Source organism: Litoreibacter halocynthiae (genome assembly GCF_004365635.1).
GTDB classification, from domain to species: Bacteria; Pseudomonadota; Alphaproteobacteria; order Rhodobacterales; family Rhodobacteraceae; genus Litoreibacter; species Litoreibacter halocynthiae.
Window position 1 is genome coordinate 167540 of the sequence record NZ_SOBH01000001.1, and the last position, 21113, is coordinate 188652.

General features: G+C 59.1%; 18 protein-coding genes. 5 read left to right on the forward strand and 13 right to left on the reverse strand.

The window, feature by feature from the left end; translation table 11 throughout:
* Positions 1-91: 91 nt before the first annotated feature.
* The 11 genes from BDE40_RS00850 to BDE40_RS00900 all read right to left on the reverse strand — a co-directional run bounded on the left by BDE40_RS00850 (position 92) and on the right by BDE40_RS00900 (position 11209).
* Positions 92-730 carry a CDGSH iron-sulfur domain-containing protein gene (locus tag BDE40_RS00850; protein ID WP_134011949.1) on the reverse strand — a complete coding sequence of 213 codons (639 nt, stop codon included), beginning with the start codon at positions 728-730 and terminating at the stop codon, positions 92-94.
* 120 nt (positions 731-850) lie between these two features.
* On the reverse strand, positions 851-1930 hold the full coding sequence (locus BDE40_RS00855; RefSeq protein WP_134011951.1) for a BMP family ABC transporter substrate-binding protein: 1080 nt from the start codon (positions 1928-1930) through the stop codon (positions 851-853).
* Between the two features lie 37 nt (positions 1931-1967).
* Positions 1968-2912, reverse strand: a complete 945-nt coding sequence (locus BDE40_RS00860) for an ABC transporter permease (RefSeq protein ID WP_134011953.1) — start codon at positions 2910-2912, stop codon at positions 1968-1970.
* Positions 2903-3196, reverse strand: coding sequence for a hypothetical protein (locus tag BDE40_RS00865; RefSeq protein ID WP_134011955.1), 294 nt, complete (start codon positions 3194-3196; stop codon positions 2903-2905). The genes BDE40_RS00860 and BDE40_RS00865 overlap by 10 nt, the downstream gene beginning before the upstream one ends.
* Complete coding sequence (locus BDE40_RS00870) at positions 3193-4278, reverse strand: ABC transporter permease (RefSeq protein WP_134011957.1); 1086 nt, start codon at positions 4276-4278, stop codon at positions 3193-3195. The genes BDE40_RS00865 and BDE40_RS00870 overlap by 4 nt, the downstream gene beginning before the upstream one ends.
* Positions 4275-5834, reverse strand: a complete 1560-nt coding sequence (locus BDE40_RS00875; RefSeq protein WP_246030320.1) for an ABC transporter ATP-binding protein — start codon at positions 5832-5834, stop codon at positions 4275-4277. Before BDE40_RS00875 ends, BDE40_RS00870 begins: the two co-directional genes overlap by 4 nt.
* On the reverse strand, positions 5831-6766 hold the full coding sequence (gene xdhC, locus BDE40_RS00880; RefSeq protein ID WP_134011958.1) for a xanthine dehydrogenase accessory protein XdhC: 936 nt from the start codon (positions 6764-6766) through the stop codon (positions 5831-5833). The genes BDE40_RS00875 and xdhC overlap by 4 nt, the downstream gene beginning before the upstream one ends.
* The gene (gene xdhB / locus BDE40_RS00885) at positions 6763-9042 is read right to left on the reverse strand and encodes a xanthine dehydrogenase molybdopterin binding subunit (RefSeq protein WP_134011960.1); all 2280 of its coding nucleotides are present in this window, start codon (positions 9040-9042) and stop codon (positions 6763-6765) included. The genes xdhC and xdhB overlap by 4 nt, the downstream gene beginning before the upstream one ends.
* Positions 9039-10394: a xanthine dehydrogenase small subunit gene (locus BDE40_RS00890; RefSeq protein WP_134011962.1), complete on the reverse strand. Its 1356-nt coding sequence runs from the start codon at positions 10392-10394 to the stop codon at positions 9039-9041. The genes xdhB and BDE40_RS00890 overlap by 4 nt, the downstream gene beginning before the upstream one ends.
* 125 nt (positions 10395-10519) lie before the next feature.
* On the reverse strand, positions 10520-10822 hold the full coding sequence (locus BDE40_RS00895) for an ArsR/SmtB family transcription factor (protein ID WP_134011964.1): 303 nt from the start codon (positions 10820-10822) through the stop codon (positions 10520-10522).
* A 69-nt stretch (positions 10823-10891) separates the two neighbouring features.
* Entirely contained in the window at positions 10892-11209 is a 318-nt protein-coding gene (locus BDE40_RS00900; protein WP_134011966.1) for a hypothetical protein, read from the reverse strand.
* Between the two features lie 132 nt (positions 11210-11341).
* On the opposite strand from BDE40_RS00900, the gene dnaE reads away from it, so the two are divergent.
* Positions 11342-14839: a DNA polymerase III subunit alpha gene (gene dnaE, locus BDE40_RS00905; RefSeq protein WP_134011968.1), complete on the forward strand. Its 3498-nt coding sequence runs from the start codon at positions 11342-11344 to the stop codon at positions 14837-14839.
* A 2-nt stretch (positions 14840-14841) separates the two neighbouring features.
* On the opposite strand, the gene BDE40_RS00910 is transcribed toward dnaE, so the two are convergent.
* The gene (locus BDE40_RS00910; protein WP_134011970.1) at positions 14842-15045 is read right to left on the reverse strand and encodes a SlyX family protein; all 204 of its coding nucleotides are present in this window, start codon (positions 15043-15045) and stop codon (positions 14842-14844) included.
* Positions 15046-15147: 102 nt separating this feature from the next.
* Here BDE40_RS00910 and hisS point away from each other — a divergent pair, with 102 nt between their 5' ends.
* The 3 genes from hisS to hisG are packed head-to-tail and all read left to right on the forward strand — an operon-like array spanning position 15148 to position 18373.
* Positions 15148-16635 (forward strand): histidine--tRNA ligase, encoded by a 1488-nt coding sequence (hisS, locus tag BDE40_RS00915; RefSeq protein ID WP_134011972.1) that lies wholly within the window; start codon positions 15148-15150, stop codon positions 16633-16635.
* Between the two features lie 2 nt (positions 16636-16637).
* Entirely contained in the window at positions 16638-17669 is a 1032-nt protein-coding gene (locus BDE40_RS00920) for an ATP phosphoribosyltransferase regulatory subunit (RefSeq protein ID WP_134011974.1), read from the forward strand.
* The gene (gene hisG, locus BDE40_RS00925; protein ID WP_134011976.1) at positions 17666-18373 is read left to right on the forward strand and encodes an ATP phosphoribosyltransferase; all 708 of its coding nucleotides are present in this window, start codon (positions 17666-17668) and stop codon (positions 18371-18373) included. The genes BDE40_RS00920 and hisG overlap by 4 nt, the downstream gene beginning before the upstream one ends.
* Here hisG and BDE40_RS00930 read toward each other — a convergent pair.
* A complete protein-coding gene (locus tag BDE40_RS00930) occupies positions 18341-18763 on the reverse strand; it encodes a DUF1489 family protein (RefSeq protein WP_021100961.1) in 423 nt (140 codons plus the stop codon). The genes hisG and BDE40_RS00930 overlap by 33 nt on opposite strands.
* Before the next feature lie 63 nt (positions 18764-18826).
* On the opposite strand from BDE40_RS00930, the gene BDE40_RS00935 reads away from it, so the two are divergent.
* Entirely contained in the window at positions 18827-21100 is a 2274-nt protein-coding gene (locus BDE40_RS00935) for an adenosylcobalamin-dependent ribonucleoside-diphosphate reductase (protein WP_134011978.1), read from the forward strand.
* Positions 21101-21113 lie beyond the last annotated feature (13 nt).

Below are 21113 nucleotides of genomic sequence, written 5' to 3' on the forward strand. Positions count from 1 at the left end.
GTTGTCATCCATGCCAAATGAGGATGCGTGACCTGATAACAACTGCGTGTTCGCGCAGGTTAGCTATGCGATTGGCGCACCATCACCGACGTCAGCTGTCTACAGGATCCGAAAAGCCCGCGTCTTTATGGCTTCCGTCGCAATAGGGTTTGTTCTTCGACGCACCGCAGCGGCACAGGAATGCCTTCGGCAGGGTGGCAATCTGGCGTCCCGTACCTGTGGTCAGCTCGATATTGCCCTCGATCTTGAGCGGGCCGTCAGGGATGCGAAGTGTCGCGACCTTCCCGCCATGTTGCTCCGACCCGGCAGGGGATTTCGGCGATGGCTCTCCCGTCGCTGTGAACCCGGCCTCTACATGGGAGTAGTCGCAGTAGGGCTTGTTCTTGGAGAGACCACAACGGCACAATGTGACCCTGCTTTCTGTCTCCACCCCGTCGATCTCGAAACTTCCGGACGCGGCCAAAGGACCGTTTTCCAGAACAGCAATCTGGTTGATCTGAGGAGGGGTCTCGTTAACGCCAGTTTCACGGTGGAAGGCCAAGGCACCCGAAGGGCAGGTTCGCACCACGGCGGCGATGTCGTCAGCCGTTGCGTTGTCAGGTTGCACCCAAGGGCGCTGCTTTGGGTCAAACACAGTTGGAAGTTTCAAGAAGCAGTTGCGCGCGTGAACGCATCGCTTCAGATCAAAACTGACCGTGATGTCTTTGCCTTCGTATTCTTTGCGGCGCATGCGCGTCTCCTGCTGTTTGGATTCCCCGACTTTAGCATGCCCAATGAAGCGCTGCGCACCAAACTAAAAAGGCCCGCAGCTTGGATGCTGCGGGCCTTGATCGCTACAACTGCGTTGGCATTAGTTTGGAATGTCGCCAGTGATGCCTTCAACGTAGAAGTTCATGCCAGCCAGCGTGCCGTCATCGGCAGTCTCACCCTCGGCCAACCAGTCGGATCCGTCCTGCTTTTTCAGCGGGCCGGTGAACGGGTGGTAGGAGCCGTCCGCCAAGCTGTCTTTCAGTGCCAAAGCTTCTGCTTTCACGTCAGCAGGAACAGCGTCGGAAATCTCGCCGATGCCAACCATGCCCGGGCCGATGCCGTCCCACGTGTCGGTGCTTTCCCAAGTGCCGTCCATGACCGCTTTCACGCGTTCGATGTAATAGGGCGCCCAGTTGTCGATGATCGACGACACCCGTGGCATGGGCGCATATTCCGACATGTCGGACGCCTGACCGAAAGTGATCACGTTGCCCGCCTTCTGAGCCGCAGCCTGTGGCGCAGTCGAGTCGGTGTGCTGCAAGATCACGTCGGCACCCTGTTCGATCAGCGCGGTCGCCGCATCGGCTTCCTTTGCAGGATCAAACCAAGTGTAGGCCCAGACAACGCTGAATTCGACGTCAGGGTTCACCTTCTTGGCGTGGATGTAGGCCGCGTTGATGCCACGGATAACTTCCGGGATCGGGAACGACGCGATGTAGCCGACCTTGTTGGTCTTGGTCATCTTGCCCGCGATGTGGCCCTGAACTGCGCGGCCTTCATAGAAGCGGGCAGAGTATGTCGACACGTTGTCTGCACGTTTATAGCCGGTGGCGTGCTCGAACTTCACTTTCGGGAATTTTGCAGCAACCGCATTGGTCGGGTCCATATAGCCAAACGAGGTGGTGAAGATCAGGTCAGCGCCGGACAGCGCCATTTGTGTGATCACGCGCTCCGCGTCGGCACCCTCAGGGACGCTTTCTTGGAAGATGGTCTCGACCTTGTCGCCGAACTCGGCTTCGACGGCCAAACGGCCTTGGTTGTGCTCGTAGGTCCAGCCGCCATCGCCGACAGGGCCGACGAAGATGAAGCCGACCTTGGTTTTGGCGTGGCCGTCGGCGAATGCGCCGGTGGTCAGTGCGAGGGCGGCAACGGCCCCTGCAAGGATAGTTCTGCGTTTCATGAGTGGTATCTCCCCAGGTTTAAAACAGTTAGTGGCCTCAGTGAGAGGCATGGAAAGCGCGGCCGAGGCAGGCGGGCGCGGCAAGTGATGCGCGGGCTTTGCCACCCTTGCGGGGGGCCGACATTATGACCAGCACAGCGATGGTTATCAGATACGGCGACATGGACAAGTATTCCACTGGAATCGCCAGCCCCGCAGCCTGCAAGTTCAGCTGCAACACGGTTACCCCGCCAAAAAGATAGGCGCCCAGCAACACGCGTAAGGGGCGCCAAGAGGCAAAGACCACTATTGCCAGCGCAATCCAGCCCGCGCCCGCCGTCATGCCCTCGGTCCATTGGGGGACGCGGATGAGGCTCAGATACGCACCGCCCAATCCCGCACACGCGCCGCCAAACATGATCGCCAGCAAGCGAACCTTCACGACCTTGTAGCCAAGTGCATGCGCCGCGTCGTGGTTCTCGCCGACCGCGCGCAAGATTAGCCCTGCGCGGGTGAATTTCAGCACCGCCCATGTTCCGACGCAAAGGGCCAGTGTCAGATAAACCATCAAGTCATGGGTAAACAGAACCCGACCAATGAAGGGGATGTCGGCAAGCGGTCCGAAGTTCAGCTTTTCGACCGCGGGTGGCCGGATGCCGACATATCCCTGACCTAGCAGCGAGGATAGTCCGAGGCCGAATAGCGTAAGAGCGAGACCCGTGGCGACTTGGTTGGACAGCAAATACTGGGTCAGAAGGCCGAAGATCAGCGACAAAAGCGCCCCACCTAGGGCCGCCGCGATAAAGCCGAATACGGGCGATCCGGTTTCAACCGCGATTGCAAAGCCGCAGATCGCGCCGGTGATCATCATGCCTTCGACGCCAAGGTTCAGCACGCCGGATTTCTCGACAACCAACTCGCCAAGTGCGGCCAGTAAGATAGGAGTCGCGGCAACCATGAGGGAGGCCAGAAGGAGGGTAGGGGAGATTGCGCTCAGGTCCAATGAACACCCCCGATCGCGAGGCAATATGCGCAGGTGGCAACCCATCCTGCGGTGAAACCAACACCCATGACAGGCAGGTGCATTGCATGACTTGTAATCGCGCGCAGCTTATTCCTCACGCGTGGCACAAGCAGTGCCAGCGCAGCGAGTGCTAAAACCAGCGCGACATGAGCAAGCACAAACAAAAGCCCTGCGGTGCCACCGGTTTCCATATGCAACATCCATGGCAACATGAGACCCATCATGCCCCCCATGAAAAGTGGTGCTTTGTGCAATTGCATCATGCGACCTTCCTTTTGCCAAACCTGATCCGGTAGTTCGTCAACACATCCACTGCCAGCAAGAAAAACAACAACATCCCTTGGAATGCTTGGATCGCGGCTGTGGGAACCCCCAGCATGAAGCTGGCCAGCTCGCCGCCGATATAGGTCAGTGCCATAAGCAAGCCCGCCAGCAAGATGCCGAACGGGTTCAGGCGACCAAGGAAGGCCACGATGATGGCGGTAAAACCGTAGCCCACATTGAAGTCGATGCTGACCTGACCTGCCGGGCCGGACACTTCAAACAACCCCGCAAGCCCGGCGAGCGCGCCGGAGGTGCCAAGGCAGAACAAGATCAAACGCGCAGGCTCCACCCCGCCGAAACGCGCGGCTTTCGGGGCTTGACCAGCCAAGCGGATATGGAAGCCCATCATGTGTTTAGAGAACAAGACGTAAGCGAAGATCACGGCGATGATTGCTGCGACAACACCCCAGTGCAGGCCGGTATTGGGCAAAAGCTCTGCGTTGAACGCTGACGGGTAGTCTTTGAAATTCCGTGACCCCGGGAAGCCGTTGCCTTCAGGATTACGCAATGCGCCCAACGCCATCGAGGCTAGAATGAATTCAGCCACATAAACCAGCAGAAGCGAAACCAAAATTTCATTGGTATGAAACTTCACCTTCAATAGGCCCGGGATCATCGCCCAAAGAAAGCCGCCTAACGCTCCGGCGAGTACCATGAGCGGGAAAATAAGAATGCTTTCAGTCGGGTAAAAAGCCAGCCCAACAGCGGCACCGGAAAGTGCGCCGATGATGTATTGTCCTTCGGCACCAATGTTCCAGACACCTGCGCGGAAACCCATCGCCAAACCCGTCGCGATCAAGATCAGCGGCGCGGCCTTCACCAAGAGTTGCGGGCGCGAGAAGGCCGCGAATTGTTCATTGAACAACGGGTCCCAGAAGATCGTGCGGATGGCTTCCAACGGGTCCTTGCCAAGCAGGGCGAACATGATGCCACCGGCGATCATCGTTGCCACAACGGCGAAAACCGGTGTGATCGCCGTCCATAGCTTCGAAGGTTGTGGTCTTTTTTCCAGGACGATCATGCAAGAGCCTCCGACGGTGCTGGAACAGGATCAAGATCATGTGCTCCGCCCATCATCAGCCCGATCTGGTCAACCGTGAGTCCGGATGCATCAACAGGTTGGCTCAGGCGCCCTTCGTTTAGGGCGGCGAAACGGTCGGAAATTTCCATCAGCTCGTCCAGATCCTGACTTATCACGACGATCGCGGCCCCCGCTGACGCCAAGTCCAACAAGGCTTGGCGGATGGCTGCTGCTGCCGAAGCATCGACACCCCATGTCGGTTGATTGACCACCAGAACAGACGGGTTTTGCAAAATTTCCCGCCCGATAACGAATTTCTGCAAGTTACCACCAGACAGCGCCCGCGCCGCCGTGTTTGCCGAGGGAGTGCGCACGTCGAATTCCTGAATGATCTTTTTGGCAAATTCTCGGGTTTTACCCCAGTCGATCATGCCGCGGGTTTCCAGACCTTCGCGCACCGCACCTGACAGCAATGCGTTCTCGGTCAGCGACATGTCAGGGGCCGCGGCATGGCCCAAACGCTCCTCCGGCGCGGCCAACATGCCTAGCGCGCGGCGTGCATTCGGTCCCTTGTCGCCAACAGCGTTCCCCAGCAGCCGCACCTGCGATGCGCCCGCTAGTATTTCACCCGAAATCACCGAGCACAACTCGTCCTGCCCGTTGCCCGCCACACCACCGATGCCAAGGATTTCACCCATCTGCACCGCCATGTTGATATTTTTAAGCGAGGTGCCGAAAGCCGTCCGAGCCGGCACATCGAGCGCCTCAATCTCCAGCGCCACTTCTTGCGGAACGCGCGGTGCTTTGAGCGGCACATGGAGCACCTCGCCAACCATCATTTCAGCCATAGCGCGCGCTGTTTCCTGACGCGGATTGCAGGTCCCAACCACTTTGCCCAAACGCAGCACCGTTGCGTGGTCACACAAGGCGCGAATTTCTTCCAGTTTGTGCGAAATATAAAGGATCGAACATCCCTCGCCGCGAAGCTTTTCCAAGGTTTGAAACAGGATGGAGACTTCTTGCGGTGTCAGAACCGAAGTCGGTTCATCCATGATCAGCAGCTTGGGGTTTTGCAGCAAACAGCGAATGATTTCAACGCGCTGTCGCTCGCCCGCGGACAAGTCCCCGACCAGTTGGTCCGGATCCAGCGGCAGGCCATAGTTTTGGGACACCTCGCGAATACGCGCAGCGAGGTCGCGCATTTTTGGCGGATTTTCCATGCCGAGGGCAATGTTCTCGGCCACATCCAAGGCCTCAAAAAGTGAGAAATGCTGAAACACCATCGCCACACCAGTTGCGCGCGCGGCACGTGGTTCTGTCGGCGCATAGGGCATGCCTTTGAAGGTCATCGTTCCGGCGTCGGGCTTTACCAGCCCGTATATCATTTTAACAAGGGTGGATTTGCCCGCACCATTTTCACCAAGCAGCGCGTGCACCTCGCCGGGGCGAATGGCGAAAGAGACTTGGTCGTTGGCGACGACACCGGGATAGGCCTTGGTCAGGCCGGCGATTGTCAGCAGGTCTTCACCCGCCGTACTGAGACGCTCCTCCGTCAAACCGCGACATCCTTCCCCAAGGTCTTCGTTTGCAATGACATCAGTAGCTCAGATGCTACCCCCACCGCAATGGCCTGAGGGTGCTTCCCAAGGTCAGGCTGCCCGATCGGGCATTGAATGCGGGAAATTTGGGCGTCGGTATGGCCAAGCGTCTGAAGCCTCGATCTGAACCGCGCCCATTTGGTGGACGAGCCAATCAGCCCCGCGCTGGCAAAACCGTGGTCCAGCAGCCGGTGGCACAGATCCAGATCAAACACATGGGAGTAGGTCAGGATCAGATGATGCGCATCGCGCGGTGCGTGAGGTACAGCGTCGGGGATGTTGATAGCTGACAGCTCGTTAATAACAAATGATTTTTCGCCATCCCGGCGGTCGGGGAAGCGGTCCGGTGCGCTATCAACCCATGTGATATCGACCGCCTGTGTGGGGGCTATGACATCGACAATCGCCCGCCCGACATGCCCCGCGCCCCAAACCCAAAGCGGTGCGCGGGCAGGCTGAACCGGCTCGAACAGCCAGCCCTGATCGAACGCCAGTTCATGGCTCGAGCCATTGCGATCTTGCGATTTAGCGCGCTTGATTTTTAGAGGTTCAGCCGCGTCCCCTTCGACGCGGCGCAGGTAGCTGTTTGAGACGTCTGGGACGCACTCGAAGACTTCGGTGACCAAGGTCACCGATCCACCACAGCACTGCCCCAAAGCTGGGCCAAGCGGCACGCGGGTGACAGTGGTCACCGTCGCGTCCAGCGCCCGTCTCGCGGCTTCGAGTTCCAGCACGCCACCGCCTATGGTACCTGATTGCCCACCGTCCCAGACAAGCATGGATGCGCCCGTCTCGCGGGGGCTGGAGCCCTGATGAGACGCAATGACAACTCGCGCCACACGCCCATGCTGTTCCAGCGCGTCACGCAGCCCTTGGACATCGAAGCTCATACGCGCAACTTCTGGCAGGCCATCAACACCCGCTCTGCCGTGGCCGGAGCATCAAGGTCCGGATAGGCCTCGCCGCAAGCTGAAATTGCATCAGACAAAGCTGACCATGCAGAGATACCAAGCATCAAGGGGGGCTCTCCCACGGCTTTCGATTTGAACACGGTCTCGGCGCGGTTCTCGCCATCCCAAAGCGCCACGTTAAAGATGTCGGGCCGGTCCGAGGCCGCGGGAATTTTATAGGTCGAAGGTGCGTGCGTTTTCAGGTTCCCTTCCGCGTCCCAGACAAGCTCCTCGGTCGTAAGCCAGCCCGCGCCTTGCACGTAGCCACCTTCGATCTGCCCGATATCCAGCGCAGGGTTCAGGGAGCGCCCGCAATCGTGCAGAATATCCGCCCGAAGTATCCGGTTCTCGCCGGTCAAAGTGTCGATAACGACTTCCGTAACCGCGGCGCCGTAAGCGAAATAGAAGAACGGTCGACCATGTCCCTTGATGCGGTCCCATTGAACGTCCGGCGTGGCGTAAAATCCTGTCGCTGAAAGGGATATGCGGTTTTGATAGGCCTTTGCCGCGGCGTCGGCGAAACTCAACTCGTGGCCATTGAACCGCACCAAGCCGTTCTTGAATACCACCTCGCCATCGCTCAGAAACGCAGCCATCCGGCTTTTGATCGTTTCGCATGCGTTCAAAACGGCCATGCCGTTCAAGTCCGAGCCGGACGAGGCCGCCGTCGCGGAGGTGTTCGGTACTTTTCCGGTGTCTGTTGCAGTGATCTTAACAAGGTCAAGCGGCACGCTAAAAGAGTGCGCAGCAACTTGCGCCACTTTGGTGAACAGCCCTTGACCCATCTCGGTGCCGCCATGGTTCAAATGGATCGAGCCATCCTGGTATACATGCACCAAGGCCCCCGCCTGATTGAGATGGGTAAGCGTGAACGAGATGCCGAATTTCACCGGCGTGATTGCGATGCCGCGCTTCAGAACCGGGTTCTTGTCATTCCATTCCGCAACCGATTTTCGCCGCGCCTGATAGTCCGAGGATATCTCCAGCGCATCCACCATTTCGCGAATGATGCTATCGGTCACCTCCATTCCGTAAGGCGTGGTCTGGGGTTTCATCTTGGCAGAAATATTCCCGCCGGAGGCATAAAAATTCTCGCGCCTCACTTGCAACGGATCCAGGCGCAAATGATGTGCGATATGGTCCATCACACGTTCGATCCCGACAACGCCCTGTGGGCCGCCAAACCCCCGAAACGCGGTATTGCTCTGAGTGTTCGTCTTCAGCCGGTGCGAGGTGATCCGGGCATGGTCAAGATTATACGCATTATCGGCATGCAGCATGGCGCGGTCGGCGACTGGTAAGGACAGGTCCTGCGCCCAGCCACAGCGGGCATACTGAGTGAAATCTATCGCGTCGATGCGACCACGTGCGTTAAATCCAACGTCATACTCGATGCGAAATTCGTGACGTTTCCCCGTGATAATCATGTCATCGTCGCGGTCGTAACGCATTTTGACCGGGTGGCCGTGCTTGTCGGCAACCACAGCACAGGCCACGCAGAGAGCGTTGCCCTGACTTTCCTTGCCACCAAAACCGCCACCCATGCGGCGCACCTCAACGCGCACTGCATTCATCGGCCGGCCAAGGGCCTCGGCGACTTTGTGCTGGATTTCCGTAGGGTGCTGTGACGACGCATGAACCACCATATCGCCGCCCTCTTGCGGCACAGCGAGGGCCGCATGGCCTTCCAGATAGAAATGCTCCTGACCACCGATCTCGAAGCTGCCTTGCAAGCGGTTTGCGGCTTTGTCCAAATGCGTTTCTGCATCTCCTTTGGTGTAAATGCGAGGACCTTCTTCAAACCGCGCGTTCGCTGCGAGAGCTTCGTCAATCGTCAGAGTTGGCTCTTGCGCGTCATAGTCGATCTTTGCCAGTCGCGCGGCTTTGCGTGCCGCAAGATGGGAGGTTGCAACAACAAGAAATATTGGTTGGCCAAGATAATGCACGTGCTCAACGGCCAGCAACGGCTCATCGTGGTTGGACGGGCTTACGTCATTGTCATGGGGCAGGTCGGATGCGGTCAGGACATCTACCACCCCTTCAGCGCGACGCACATCCGTCAAATCAACACTTATGATCCTGCCATTGGCGATCGAGCTGAGCCCAAAGGCCAGATGCAACGTGCCGCGCGGCGTTGGAATGTCGTCGGTATATCTGGCCGCACCTGTCACATGGAGCGGGCCTGCGTCGTGGGCGGTGTTCTTCCCGACACTCATGGGCGCACCTCCAGCACGGATGCGGGAATTCCAAGGCTTTCCACATAGACGCGTCGCAACATATTTTGCGCCGCATGCATGCGATAGTCTGCAGAGGCGCGCATGTCGCTCATCGGGGTGAAGTCCTTGGCAAAACCAGCCAACGCGGCTTCCATATTCTCCTCGGACCACGCTTTGCCAATCAGCGCGTCTTCGACATGCGCTGCCCGCTTCGGCGTTCCCGCCATGCCGCCAAAGGCAATGCGCGCCTTCGCGACCGAGCCGCCCGCGATCACGATATTGAAACACCCGCAAACCGACGAGATATCCTGATCAAAGCGTTTAGATAGCTTGTAGCATTTCACCGTGTTGCGCTGCTTGGGGATCGTGACGAATTCAACGAATTCGCCCTTCTGCCGGTCTTGCTTGCCGTATTCGAGAAAGAATGCCTCGATCGGCATCTCGCGCCGTGTATCGCCCTTGCGCAAATGCAGTGTTGCCCCAAGCGCAATCAGCGCAGGCGGGCCGTCCCCGATGGGGGAGCCGTTGGCGATGTTGCCCCCGAGCGTTGCCGCGTTGCGTACTTGGGTGGAGCCATAGCGGCGCAGCAGCTCCGCAAATGACGGATAGAGAGGCTTCACCGCCTCCAGCACCTGCGTGATCGTGCATGCAGCGCCAATACGTAGGCCTTGCTCGGTGCTCTCGATCTGTTGCAGTTCGGCGCAGCGACCGGTGAAGGCAACCTTGCCTAAGTCCTGAAGGCGCTTGGTCACCCAAAGACCAACATCCGTTGCCCCGCCAATCAGTGTGGCGTCGGGGTTTGCCTCGTACCAAGTGGCAAGCGCGTCGGAGCTTTCCGGCATAGGGTAGGGGGCTTCGGCTTGAACAGGGCTGTCAGCAATCCAGTCAGGCACATCCTCGCGTGACGCAGCTTCCGCGGCGCGAATGATGGGCGCGTAGCCGGTGCAGCGGCACAAGTTGCCCGCAAGCTGATCCTCGTGATCGGTCGCACCATTGGCATGCGCGGCAGCCATGGTGGTGATAAATCCCGGCGTGCAAAACCCGCATTGGGAGCCGTGATGCTCTACCATCGCGCGTTGCACGGGGTGCAGATCGCCGTCCGGCCCTGCAATCCCTTCAACCGTGCGCACCGCGCGGCCGGACAGCTGTGGCATGAACAGGATGCAGGCATTCATAGCGCGGATAACGCCATCCTCACCAGTGACCATCACGGAGCAGGCCCCGCAATCGCCTTCGTTGCAACCTTCCTTGGTTCCCGACATTCCGCGCCGATCGCGCAAAAAATCAAGCAACGTCTCGGTGGGGCCGACCTCGGCCTCCACGGTCTCTCCGTTCAGAAGAAACGTCAACATATGGAGTTTATCCTGCCGCGTTACCTGTTGGGTGTCCCGAGATGCGCACTTTCGATGCGACGTAGAAGGCGCGCGGGATTAGCTGCCCCCTAGGAAAGCGCAGGAAAGTTCATTTGGCAAGTGTTTCAGTTTTTGGAACCAAGAGTCTGGGCTTCCCAAGCCTGCCGTTGCCATTCCAGCCAGCCTTGCAGCGGGATCAGCGCGTTCGGCTCCATCCAACAAATGCGCTGCCGCCCTTCCTTGCGTGTGGCGATGATGCCGCCAGCTTCCATCACCTTGATATGTTGCAAGAAAGACGGAAGCGCCATGTCATGTGGGGCGGCCAGTTCTTTGACTGCGGCTGGCCCGTGGGCCAAGCGTTCGATCACGGCGCGGCGGGTAGGATCGCCGAGAGTCGCAAAAAGGGTATCGAGTGAATGGTTAGCCATGCAGCTAACTAACATCGGCGATGCTGTCGGGCAAGAGCCCCCCAGTTGGGTGGGGGTCTCGATTGTCGCCTAGAAAGGCAAGAAACCGTCGGACAGTTCGTAGGGTTTAACGGCCATCAGGGGTTGGTCCCCTTCATAAGAGAAGACAAAAATATGCGCCTGATCGTTTGCAAGCGTAAAACGGCAGAAGACCACGTCCGTGTCGAACTGCGCAGGGCATCCTTCGAGGTCGGCATGTTCAACCGATGCCTCAAAGGTTTCATAGGTGAATGTGCCGTTGGGAAGATAGGAGGTATCCGAGGAATGAGTTGAATCATCAGCGCCAGACGCGACCGCGGTAGTTGCGATCGCCAGCGTCAGAAGTGCGGTTAAGGAGAGTGTGTTCATTTCCGAGTCCTTTTGTCAGATATTCTATTTCCTATTAAATGAGTCAGAATTAGGCAAGCAGATGTTTGACCATACGGTTTCAGTCGCGTTTCGGGGGTGTTCGAGAGGTCGCGTGCGTCCTAATGTGACGCCATGAGCAACGCCCCCCGATTCATCCATCTGCGCACCCATTCCGAGTATTCCTTGCTGGAAGGTGCTCTGCGCCTGAAAAAACTGCCGGGCTTATGTGCGGCGGTTGGTATGCCGGCGGTCGCACTGACCGACACGAACAACATGTTCGCAGCGTTGGAGTTTTCGGAATACGCATCCGGCGCAGGCATCCAGCCGATCATTGGCTGCCAGGTCGATCTGACTTATGAGCAAGCCGCCCCCGGCGAACGCCCGCGCACCCCAGCGCCCATCGTGCTTTTGGCACAAAGCGAGCGCGGCTACGAAAACCTGATGAAGCTGAACTCGTGCCTGTATCTGGACTCGGACGGGCAGTTGCCGCAGGTCTCGGTCGCGCAGCTCGACGTTCATAGCGAAGGGCTGATCTGCCTGACGGGTGGACCGGATGGCCCCATCGGGCGGCTTTTGCAAGCGGGGCAGATGCCCAAAGCGGATGCGCTGATGCGCGACCTTGCCCGCATTTATCCTGACCGTCTTTATGTGGAGCTACAGCGCCACCCCGTCGATGGTGGCCTGCCCGAGGCGGAGCAGAAATCCGAGCGGGGCCACGTGGAACTTGCCTATGGCATGGGCCTGCCCTTGGTGGCGACGAACGACGCATATTTCCCCAAGCCAGATATGTACGAGGCGCATGATGCGCTGATCTGCATTTCGGAAGGCGCTTATGTCGATCAGCAAGAAGGCCGACGCCGCCTGACACCGCAGCATTATTTCAAGTCGCCGCAAGAGATGGCGACGCTGTTTGCCGACCTGCCGGAAGCCTTGGAAAACACCGTGGAGATCGCACAGCGCTGTGCGTTCAAGGTCTACACCCGCGACCCGATCCTGCCGAAGTTTGCTGATGACGAAGTCGAGGAATTGCGCCGCCAAGCTCAAGAGGGCCTGAAGGCGCGGTTGGCTGTGATTCCGCATGCGGCACCCGTGGAGGAATACGAGGCGCGGCTGGAATTCGAGCTGGGCATCATCGAAGGCATGGGCTTTCCGGGCTACTTCCTGATCGTGGCGGACTTTATCAAATGGGCGAAGGATCACGACATTCCTGTCGGTCCGGGGCGGGGTTCTGGTGCGGGCTCGCTGGTGGCCTATGCGTTGACGGTCACCGATCTTGACCCTCTGCGTTACTCCCTTCTTTTTGAACGGTTTTTGAACCCTGAGCGGGTTTCCATGCCCGACTTCGATATCGACTTCTGCATGGACCGCCGCGAGGAAGTCATCCGCTATGTCCAGGAGAAATACGGCCGCGACAAGGTGGGGCAGATCATCACCTTCGGCGCGCTTTTGTCCAAGGCCGCCGTGCGCGACGTGGGCCGTGTGTTGCAGATGCCCTACGGGCAGGTGGACCGCCTGTCTAAGATGATCCCCGTGGAAGGGGTCAAGCCGGTCTCCATCGAAAAGGCCTTGGCCGACGAGCCGAAGCTGCGCGAAGAGGCGAAGAACGAAGAGGTCGTGGCGCGGTTGCTGGATTACGGCCAGCAGGTCGAAGGCCTGCTGCGTAACGCCTCGACCCACGCGGCGGGTGTTGTGATTGGCGACCGTCCACTGGACGAACTGGTGCCGCTGTATCAGGACCCACGTTCCGACATGCCGGCCACCCAGTTCAACATGAAATGGGTGGAGCAGGCGGGGCTGGTGAAGTTCGACTTTCTGGGGCTGAAAACCCTGACCGTCATCCAGAACGCAATTGACCTGATTATCCCGACCCGCCCCCTTCACGTGGACGCGGAGGGCAACTCTCTATACGAACCGCCCGCCGGTGCGGAGAACGACATCGGCGCAATCCCTCTGGATGACGAAAAGTCGTATAAGTTATATTCCTCGGCCAAAACCGTGGCTGTTTTCCAGGTGGAAAGTTCGGGAATGATGGATGCGCTGCGGCGCATGAAGCCCACTTGCATCGAGGATATCGTGGCTTTGGTGGCATTGTATCGCCCCGGCCCGATGGAGAATATCCCAACCTATTGCGAGGTGAAAAACGGCACGAAGGAGCTGGAGTCCGTCCACCCTTCGATTGACCATATTCTGGCCGAAACCCAAGGGATTATCGTCTACCAGGAACAGGTTATGCAGATTGCGCAGGTCATGGCAGGCTACTCGCTTGGCGGCGCCGACCTGTTGCGTCGTGCCATGGGTAAGAAGATCAAAGAGGCCATGGATGCGGAGCGGCCCAAATTCGAGAAAGGCGCTAAAGAGAACGGTGTCGACGCGAAGAAGGCCCGTGAGGTCTTTGACCTGCTTGAGAAATTCGCAAACTATGGCTTCAACAAATCCCACGCGGCGGCCTATGCGGTAGTCAGCTACCAGACGGCTTGGCTGAAGGCGAACCATCCGGTGGAGTTCATGGCGGGCGTCATGAACTGCGATTTGCACCTGACAGATAAGCTGGCGACCTATTTTGACGAAGTCACCAAGCGCATGGATATCGAGGTCGTGCCGCCTTGCGTGAACCGCTCCGAGGCGATGTTTACCGTGGGCGAGGGCAAGGTCATCTACGCGCTAGGCGGTCTGAAAAACGTCGGCGTCGAGGCGATGAAGCTTGTCACCGAAGGGCGCGGCGACACCCCGTTCACCACGCTCTTTGATGTGGCGCGACGCGTGGATTTGAAGCGCGTTGGCAAGCGGCCACTGGAAATGCTGGCGCGCTCTGGCGCGTTTGATCAGCTGGACCCGAACCGTCATCGCGTCTTCGCGTCGCTGGACGGGCTGGTGAATTATTCCGCCGCGATCCACGAGCAGCGCAATTCGAACCAAGTGTCTTTGTTCGGCGAGGCAGGCGACGATTTGCCAGAACCACGCTTGTCGCCGGTCGAAGACTGGTTGCCCGCCGAACGGCTCATGGAAGAGTTCAAAGCCATTGGTTTCTATCTGTCCGGCCACCCGCTCGACGACTACATGTTGTCGCTGAAACGCAAAGGCATCATGACCCTGACCGAGATCGAGAACCGCGCCCAAGGCGGGCCGTTCGTGGCGCAACTGGCGGCGAATATCGCAGGGCGTCAGGACCGCAAATCGGCCCGCGGTAACCGGTTCGCCTTTGTGCAAGGCTCTGATCCGACAGGACAATTCGAAGTTACGGTGTTCTCCGACACGCTGGAGAAATCCGGCGAGCATATGGTGTCCGGTGCCAATGTGGTGTTGACCGTTGAGGCCACGCTGGAGGCGGAGCAGTTGAAGCTGTTGTGCCGCGGGGCGCAGCCCGTGGACGGAGCTGTTGCGGATGCCGGGTCCATCGGCTTGAAGATTTTCGTCGAGGACGACAGTGCCATCGGGGCGATTGCCTCGGTGCTGGAACGGTCAGGTCAGGACCCCAAGATCCGCGCGCGGGGGCCGGTGTCGCTGTGCCTCATGTCGCCGGATTTGCCGGGCGAGGTGGAGGTGTCGCTCGGCGACCGTTTCGCCGTGAACCCGCAGGTCAAGGGCGCGATCAAGTCGCTAAGCGGCGTGGTGATGGTGGAAGAGGTCTAGGCCTACCAATGCGGCGGGCGTTGGTCTGCCAGAACGGCGGTGCCGCCGACGTCCAGCTCCTGCTCGGCGGAGCGTTGCATCAGCATTTCCATTCGGCGGGTCAGGGTCGCGATTTCAGTTTCCTGACGGGCCACGATGTCGGACATATCCTCGACCGTGCGGGTCAGGTGGGCGATTTTCTCTTCCAGCTGGGTCGTGTCAGTCATGGTAACCTCCGGTTTTCATGTCGCAGATATGGCGCTTTGCTTGCCCCCGCAAGGGCTGCGGGGTAAAGGCTGGGCCGAACAATACAAGCAGGACAGCCCGCCATGGCCAAAGTCAAAAAGCAGCCCCGCCCCAAGGCCGTCACCCCGAAAGGGTTTCGCGACTATTTCGGCGCAGAGGTCATTCAGCGAAAGGCGATGCTGGACCAGATTTCCGAAGTCTACCAGCTTTACGGATTCGAGGCGCTGGAAAGCAGTGCTGTCGAAACCGTGGAGGCTTTGGGGAAGTTCCTTCCTGACGTGGACCGCCCGAATGAGGGCGTGTTCGCATGGCAAGAGGATGACGACGCCGACTGGTTGGCGCTGCGCTACGACCTGACCGCGCCCTTGGCCCGCGTTTATGCGCAAAACCGCAACGACTTGCCGACGCCCTACCGCCGCTACGCGATGGGTCCGGTCTGGCGCAACGAGAAGCCCGGTCCGGGGCGGTTTCGCCAGTTTTATCAGTGTGATGCGGATACTGTTGGGGCCTCTTCTGTGGCAGCCGATGCCGAGATTTGCGCGATGCTGGCCGATACGTTGGAAGCCGTCGGCATCCCGCGCGGCGACTACATAGTGCGGGTGAATAACCGCAAGGTTTTGAACGGTGTGATGGAAGTGGCTGGGGTGTTGGACCCGTCCGACCCAGACAAATTCGTGACCGAGCGCGGCGTTGTGCTACGCGCCATCGACAAGCTGGACCGGCTTGGCGCAGACGGCGTGCGCGCCTTGCTGGGTGCTGGTCGTGAAGATGATAGCGGCGACTTTACAAAGGGCGCTGGCCTAAGCGACGAGCAAGCCGAGATTGTGATGGGCTTCATGCAAGCTAAACGCGACAGCGGTGCTGCGACGGTGGCACGGCTCAATGAGCTGGTAACTGGTTCCGAGACAGGTGTTTCTGGTGTGCAAGAACTGGAAACCATAGCAGAGTTGATGGCGGCTCAGGGCTATAACTCAGATCGCATCGAGATCGACCCAAGCGTGGTTCGTGGCCTCGGCTACTACACCGGCCCCGTCTACGAGGCGGAGCTGACTTTCGAGATCAAAGACGAAAAAGGTCGCCCGCGCCAGTTCGGCTCGGTTGCTGGCGGGGGCCGCTATGACGATCTGGTCAAGCGGTTTACCGGCCAAGAAGTGCCCGCAACGGGGGGCTCCATCGGTGTCGACCGCTTGCTGGCCGCATTGCAGGCGAAAGGCCGGATGACCAAAGAAACCGTCGGCCCCGTGATCGTCACGGTCATGGATCGCGACCGCATGGCGCATTACCAAAGCATCGTTGGTGAATTGCGGGCAGCCGGCATCCGCGCAGAGGTTTATCTGGGCAACCCGAAAAACTTCGGTAACCAGTTGAAATACGCCGACAAACGGAACGCGCCGCTTGCGATCATCGAAGGCTCGGACGAGGCGGAGCGGGGCGTGGTTCAGGTCAAAGACCTTGTTCTGGGCGCAGAGATTGCCAAGACCGCGTCGCTTGAGGAATGGAAAGGCCAGCCCGCGCAAAGTGAAGTGAAGCGCAGCGAGCTGGTCGCTGTGATCAAGAAGATGCTGGGCTGAACATGGACCGGGTTCGCCAACAAACAGAGCGGCTGTCGCGCCTTTTTCGTGACGCAGGGGCTGTTCCGGTGGAAACGTCGGTACTGCAACCTGCGGATACCTTGTTGGACCTTTATGGCGAGGACATCCGCGCACGGGCTTATGTGACCTCGGACCCTGTTCTGGGCGAGCAAATGCTGCGTCCCGACTTTACTGTGCCGGTTGTGCAACGTCACATGGAAGAGGGTGCGGAACCTGCGCGATATACCTACCAAGGGCTGGTTTTCCGTAAACAGGAAGCCGGAACAGGCCGCGCTTCGGAATACACGCAAGTGGGTTACGAAGTGTTTGACCGCACGGACCCGTCTGGTGCTGATGCGGAGGTTTTCGCGTTGTTCGCCAAAGCCTTGGAAGGTGTGGCTTTGGATGCTTTCACAGGCGATATCGGCATTCTCACTGCTGCGGTTGCAGGGCTGTCGACGACCGAGCGGCGGCGTAGCGCGTTGCTGCGGCACTTGTGGCGGCCCGTGCGCTTTCGCGCATTGTTGGAGCGTTTCAGTCTGCCAGCGACCCGCCTGGTCCCGCAGCTGGTTAGCGATGTGCCTGAAATCGGATTGCGCAGCTCTGCGGAAGTCGACGCGCGCTTGGCCGCGCTGCGCGAAGATGCGCAAACGGCACCGCTGGATGCAACCGAGCTACATGCGTTGCAGGCAATTCTGGAAATATCGGATGTTGCGCCGAACGCCTTGGCAAACTTGCGCAAAATTGCGGGTGACCTACCCGCTATTTCCGGCGCGCTGGATCAACTTGAAGCCCGGTTATCCGCCTTGGCGTCCCGCGGTGTGGACGTGGATCGGTTGAATTTCTCCGGTGCCTACGGGCGCACGACCATGGAATACTACGACGGTTTCGTTTTTGGATTTCACGCGGATGCGCAGGTTCCGGTGGCGACAGGTGGGCGCTATGACGCTTTGACGCGTGTGCTGGGGCAGGGGCGCGAAATCCCCGCTGTGGGTGGTGTCATTCGCCCTGAACTGCTGGAGACGCTGACATGATCAAGCTCGGCATTCCCTCTAAAGGGCGTCTGATGGAGGACACGTTCGCGTGGTTCTCAAAACGCGGTGTTACACTTGCGCGCACCGGGTCCGATCGCGAATACGCAGCCGAAGTGTCTGGTGTTGAAGGGGTATCGTTGGTGCTTCTGTCCGCTGGGGAAATCCCGCGCGAGTTGGCGACGGGCCGCATTCACCTAGGGGTGACGGGCACGGATATGGTGCGGGAGAAAATTCCTCTGTGGTCAGAGAAAATCAGTCCCTTGGCGGAAATGGGATTTGGTCATGCGGATTTGATTATTGCCGTCCCCAATTTCTGGTCGGATGTGGAAACGGTGGGAGACCTTGATGCCGTAGCAGCGGCCTTTCGGAAAGATCACGGTTTCCGGCTTCGTATCGCGACCAAGTATCACCGCTTGGTTCGGGAATATCTGCAAAAGCAAGGCGTGGCTGACTATCAGTTGGTGGACAGCCAAGGGGCAACGGAAGGGACCGTGGCAAACCTGACTGCAGAAGCGATTGCGGACATCACCTCGACCGGAGCGACCTTGGAGGCCAACCATCTGCGGATGCTGTCTGACGGGCCGATACTTGCGTCTCAGGCGACGCTGTTCGCGAGCAAGGTCGCGGATTGGGCCGATTGCGATCTGGCCAGCCTAACGCGCGTATTGGGTCTAGAGAATCCCGATATCGGCGAGTGCCGCTGACAATTCCGGCGGCAGCGCGTCTTCCGTGGCGCGGCGAGCGGAGATATCTGGCGGCGCGTCCTCGGGTTTGAGGTAGCGCCAGCCTTGGAACGGCTTTTTCAGGACGGGAGCGGTGCGGATCAGCTCCGGCTCGAACACAAGTGCGCAGCGGCGGATGCCGTCCTCGCCGATAACTTCATCCAGACGCAGCAATTTCTGGCGGGCCTGCACCACGCCTTTGATGACCCAATAGATGGAGCCGCCGTCCAGTAGTTCGGCTTCGCGCTTGGGCCACATGCGGGTGATGTGGCGGGGCAGGCCATCGGGACCTTTCGGGCGCGGTGAATTGTGCCACGCTTGCAGGCTTTCTACCGATTCTGTGCCAACGCTTAGCTTGATGAGATTGATCATATCTATATATTGTATGCTTCCCGCTCCCGACTTCAATGCGATTCCAACCCCTAGGATGCCGATATGACCGCTTTCGCCGCCCCCATTGCCGAGCAAATCTGGGACATGAAGTACCGTTTTAAGGATGCGGATGGCACTCCGGTTGACGAAACCGTCGAGGACACATGGCGGCGGATTGCCCGTGATCTGGCGAAGGTCGAGGATAACCCTGCGCAGTGGGAAGAGACATTCTACGACGCGCTTGCTGACTTCAAATACCTGCCCGCCGGACGCATCATCGCGGGTGCTGGCACCAAGCGGTCTGTGACGCTGTTCAACTGCTTCGTGATGGGCACGATTCCAGATGACATGGGCGGAATCTTCCAGATGCTGAAAGAGGCGGCGCTGACAATGCAGCAAGGTGGCGGGATCGGCTACGACTTCTCCACTATCCGGCCCAAGGGCGCAGATGTGAAGGGCGTGGCTGCGGACGCCTCAGGCCCGTTGTCATTTATGGATGTGTGGGACGCGATGTGCCGCACGATCATGTCCGCAGGCTCGCGCCGCGGCGCGATGATGGCCACGATGCGGTGCGACCACCCCGATGTGGAACAGTTTATCGCAGCCAAGCAGGACGCCGCGCGGCTGCGCATGTTCAACCTGTCCGTGCTGATCACAGATGATTTCATGGAAGCCGTGAAGGCGGGCGGCCCGTGGGAATTAGTCTTCGACGGTAAGGTCTACAAGACCGTGCAGGCGCTTGATTTGTGGAACAAGATCATGCGCGGCACCTATGATTATGCCGAGCCGGGCGTGATTTTCATCGACCGGATCAATCAGGCCAACAACCTGTCCTATGTCGAGCAGATCGCGGCCACCAACCCGTGTGGCGAGCAGCCTTTGCCGCCCTATGGGGCGTGCCTGCTGGGCTCGATCAACCTAGCTCGGCTGGTGGATCGCCCGTTTGAAGAGGGCGCCGACCTGGATGTTGCAAAACTGACAGAATTGGTCGCTGTAGCTGTGCGGATGATGGATAATGTAGTCGATGCGTCCAAGTTTCCGTTGGAGGCGCAGGCTCGGGAAGCAGCCGCGAAACGGCGGATCGGGCTGGGTGTGACCGGCTTGGCCGACGCGCTTCTCATGGTCGGCTCGCGCTATGGCTCCGAGGAGGCGGCGCGTCTGACCGAGCGATGGCTGCACGCGGTCGCCCGCGCCGCATATCTGGCCTCGGTGGATTTGGCGAAGGAGAAAGGAGCGTTTCCGCTCTTTGATGCGGAGGCCTATCTGGCGTCCGGCACCATGCAGGCGATGGACGCGGACGTGCGCGACGCGATCCGCGAACACGGTATCCGCAACGCGCTTCTGACCTCGATCGCGCCGACGGGGACTATCTCGCTTTACGCGGGCAACGTCTCGTCGGGGATCGAGCCGGTGTTCGCCTATGCCTACACCCGCAAGGTCTTGCAGAAAGACGGCTCGCGCACAGAAGAAGAGGTGGTCGACTACGCCGTGCAAATGTGGCGCGACAAGTTCGGTGACGCCGAGTTGCCGGAATATTTCGTCAACGCCCAAACCCTCGCCCCGTTGGACCATGTGCGTATGCAAGCGGCGGCGCAGAAATGGGTGGATTCGTCGATCTCGAAGACCATCAACTGCCCCGAGGATATCAGCTTTAACGATTTCAAAGATGTTTACATGGAAGCGTGGGATACGGGTTGCAAAGGCTGCACAACCTATCGGCCCAACGCGGTAACCGGATCGGTTTTGAGCGTGTCGGAGAGCGCCGATACCACACCATCTGAAAACCCGGAAACTGCGACGGACGGCGATGTCATTTATATGTCCGAGCCGCTGGACCGCCCCGCAGAACTAGAAGGCCAAACTTACAAGGTGAAGTGGCCGGACAGCGAGCACGCTATTTACATTACCATAAACGACATCGTTTTGAACGGCCATCGACGCCCGTTCGAGGTGTTCATCAACTCCAAGAACATGGAACATTTCGCGTGGACTGTGGCGCTGACCCGCATGATCTCGGCCGTGTTCCGGCGCGGGGGTGACGTGTCCTTTGTGGTGGAGGAGCTGAAGGCCGTTTTCGACCCCCGTGGCGGTGCGTGGATGAATGGCAAATACATCCCCTCCATTTTGGCGGCGATTGGGGGCGTGATCGAGAAACACATGATCGCCACGGGCTTTATCGCGGGCGAGGGGATGGGGCTGAAGACCGACCCTCACGCGCAAGTTGTGAACCTCAGCGGCAATCGTGGCCCGGCGTGCCCAAGCTGCGGCCAGTATGATTTGCGTATGGTCGAAGGGTGTATGACTTGCGGATCATGCGGCCACTCCAAATGCGGCTAACGGGCTGACGGTC

Coding starts and splice junctions, on each gene's coding strand:
- BDE40_RS00850 (WP_134011949.1), bottom strand. CDS start 730: ATGCGCCGCAAAGAATACGAAGGCAAAGACATCACGGTCAGTTTTGAT.
- BDE40_RS00855 (WP_134011951.1), bottom strand. CDS start 1,930: ATGAAACGCAGAACTATCCTTGCAGGGGCCGTTGCCGCCCTCGCACTG.
- BDE40_RS00865 (WP_134011955.1), bottom strand. CDS start 3,196: ATGATGCAATTGCACAAAGCACCACTTTTCATGGGGGGCATGATGGGT.
- BDE40_RS00870 (WP_134011957.1), bottom strand. CDS start 4,278: ATGATCGTCCTGGAAAAAAGACCACAACCTTCGAAGCTATGGACGGCG.
- xdhC (WP_134011958.1), bottom strand. CDS start 6,766: ATGAGCTTCGATGTCCAAGGGCTGCGTGACGCGCTGGAACAGCATGGG.
- xdhB (WP_134011960.1), bottom strand. CDS start 9,042: ATGAGTGTCGGGAAGAACACCGCCCACGACGCAGGCCCGCTCCATGTG.
- BDE40_RS00890 (WP_134011962.1), bottom strand. CDS start 10,394: ATGTTGACGTTTCTTCTGAACGGAGAGACCGTGGAGGCCGAGGTCGGC.
- BDE40_RS00895 (WP_134011964.1), bottom strand. CDS start 10,822: ATGGCTAACCATTCACTCGATACCCTTTTTGCGACTCTCGGCGATCCT.
- BDE40_RS00900 (WP_134011966.1), bottom strand. CDS start 11,209: ATGAACACACTCTCCTTAACCGCACTTCTGACGCTGGCGATCGCAACT.
- dnaE (WP_134011968.1), top strand. CDS start 11,342: ATGAGCAACGCCCCCCGATTCATCCATCTGCGCACCCATTCCGAGTAT.
- BDE40_RS00910 (WP_134011970.1), bottom strand. CDS start 15,045: ATGACTGACACGACCCAGCTGGAAGAGAAAATCGCCCACCTGACCCGC.
- hisS (WP_134011972.1), top strand. CDS start 15,148: ATGGCCAAAGTCAAAAAGCAGCCCCGCCCCAAGGCCGTCACCCCGAAA.
- BDE40_RS00920 (WP_134011974.1), top strand. CDS start 16,638: ATGGACCGGGTTCGCCAACAAACAGAGCGGCTGTCGCGCCTTTTTCGT.
- hisG (WP_134011976.1), top strand. CDS start 17,666: ATGATCAAGCTCGGCATTCCCTCTAAAGGGCGTCTGATGGAGGACACG.
- BDE40_RS00930 (WP_021100961.1), bottom strand. CDS start 18,763: ATGATCAATCTCATCAAGCTAAGCGTTGGCACAGAATCGGTAGAAAGC.
- BDE40_RS00935 (WP_134011978.1), top strand. CDS start 18,827: ATGACCGCTTTCGCCGCCCCCATTGCCGAGCAAATCTGGGACATGAAG.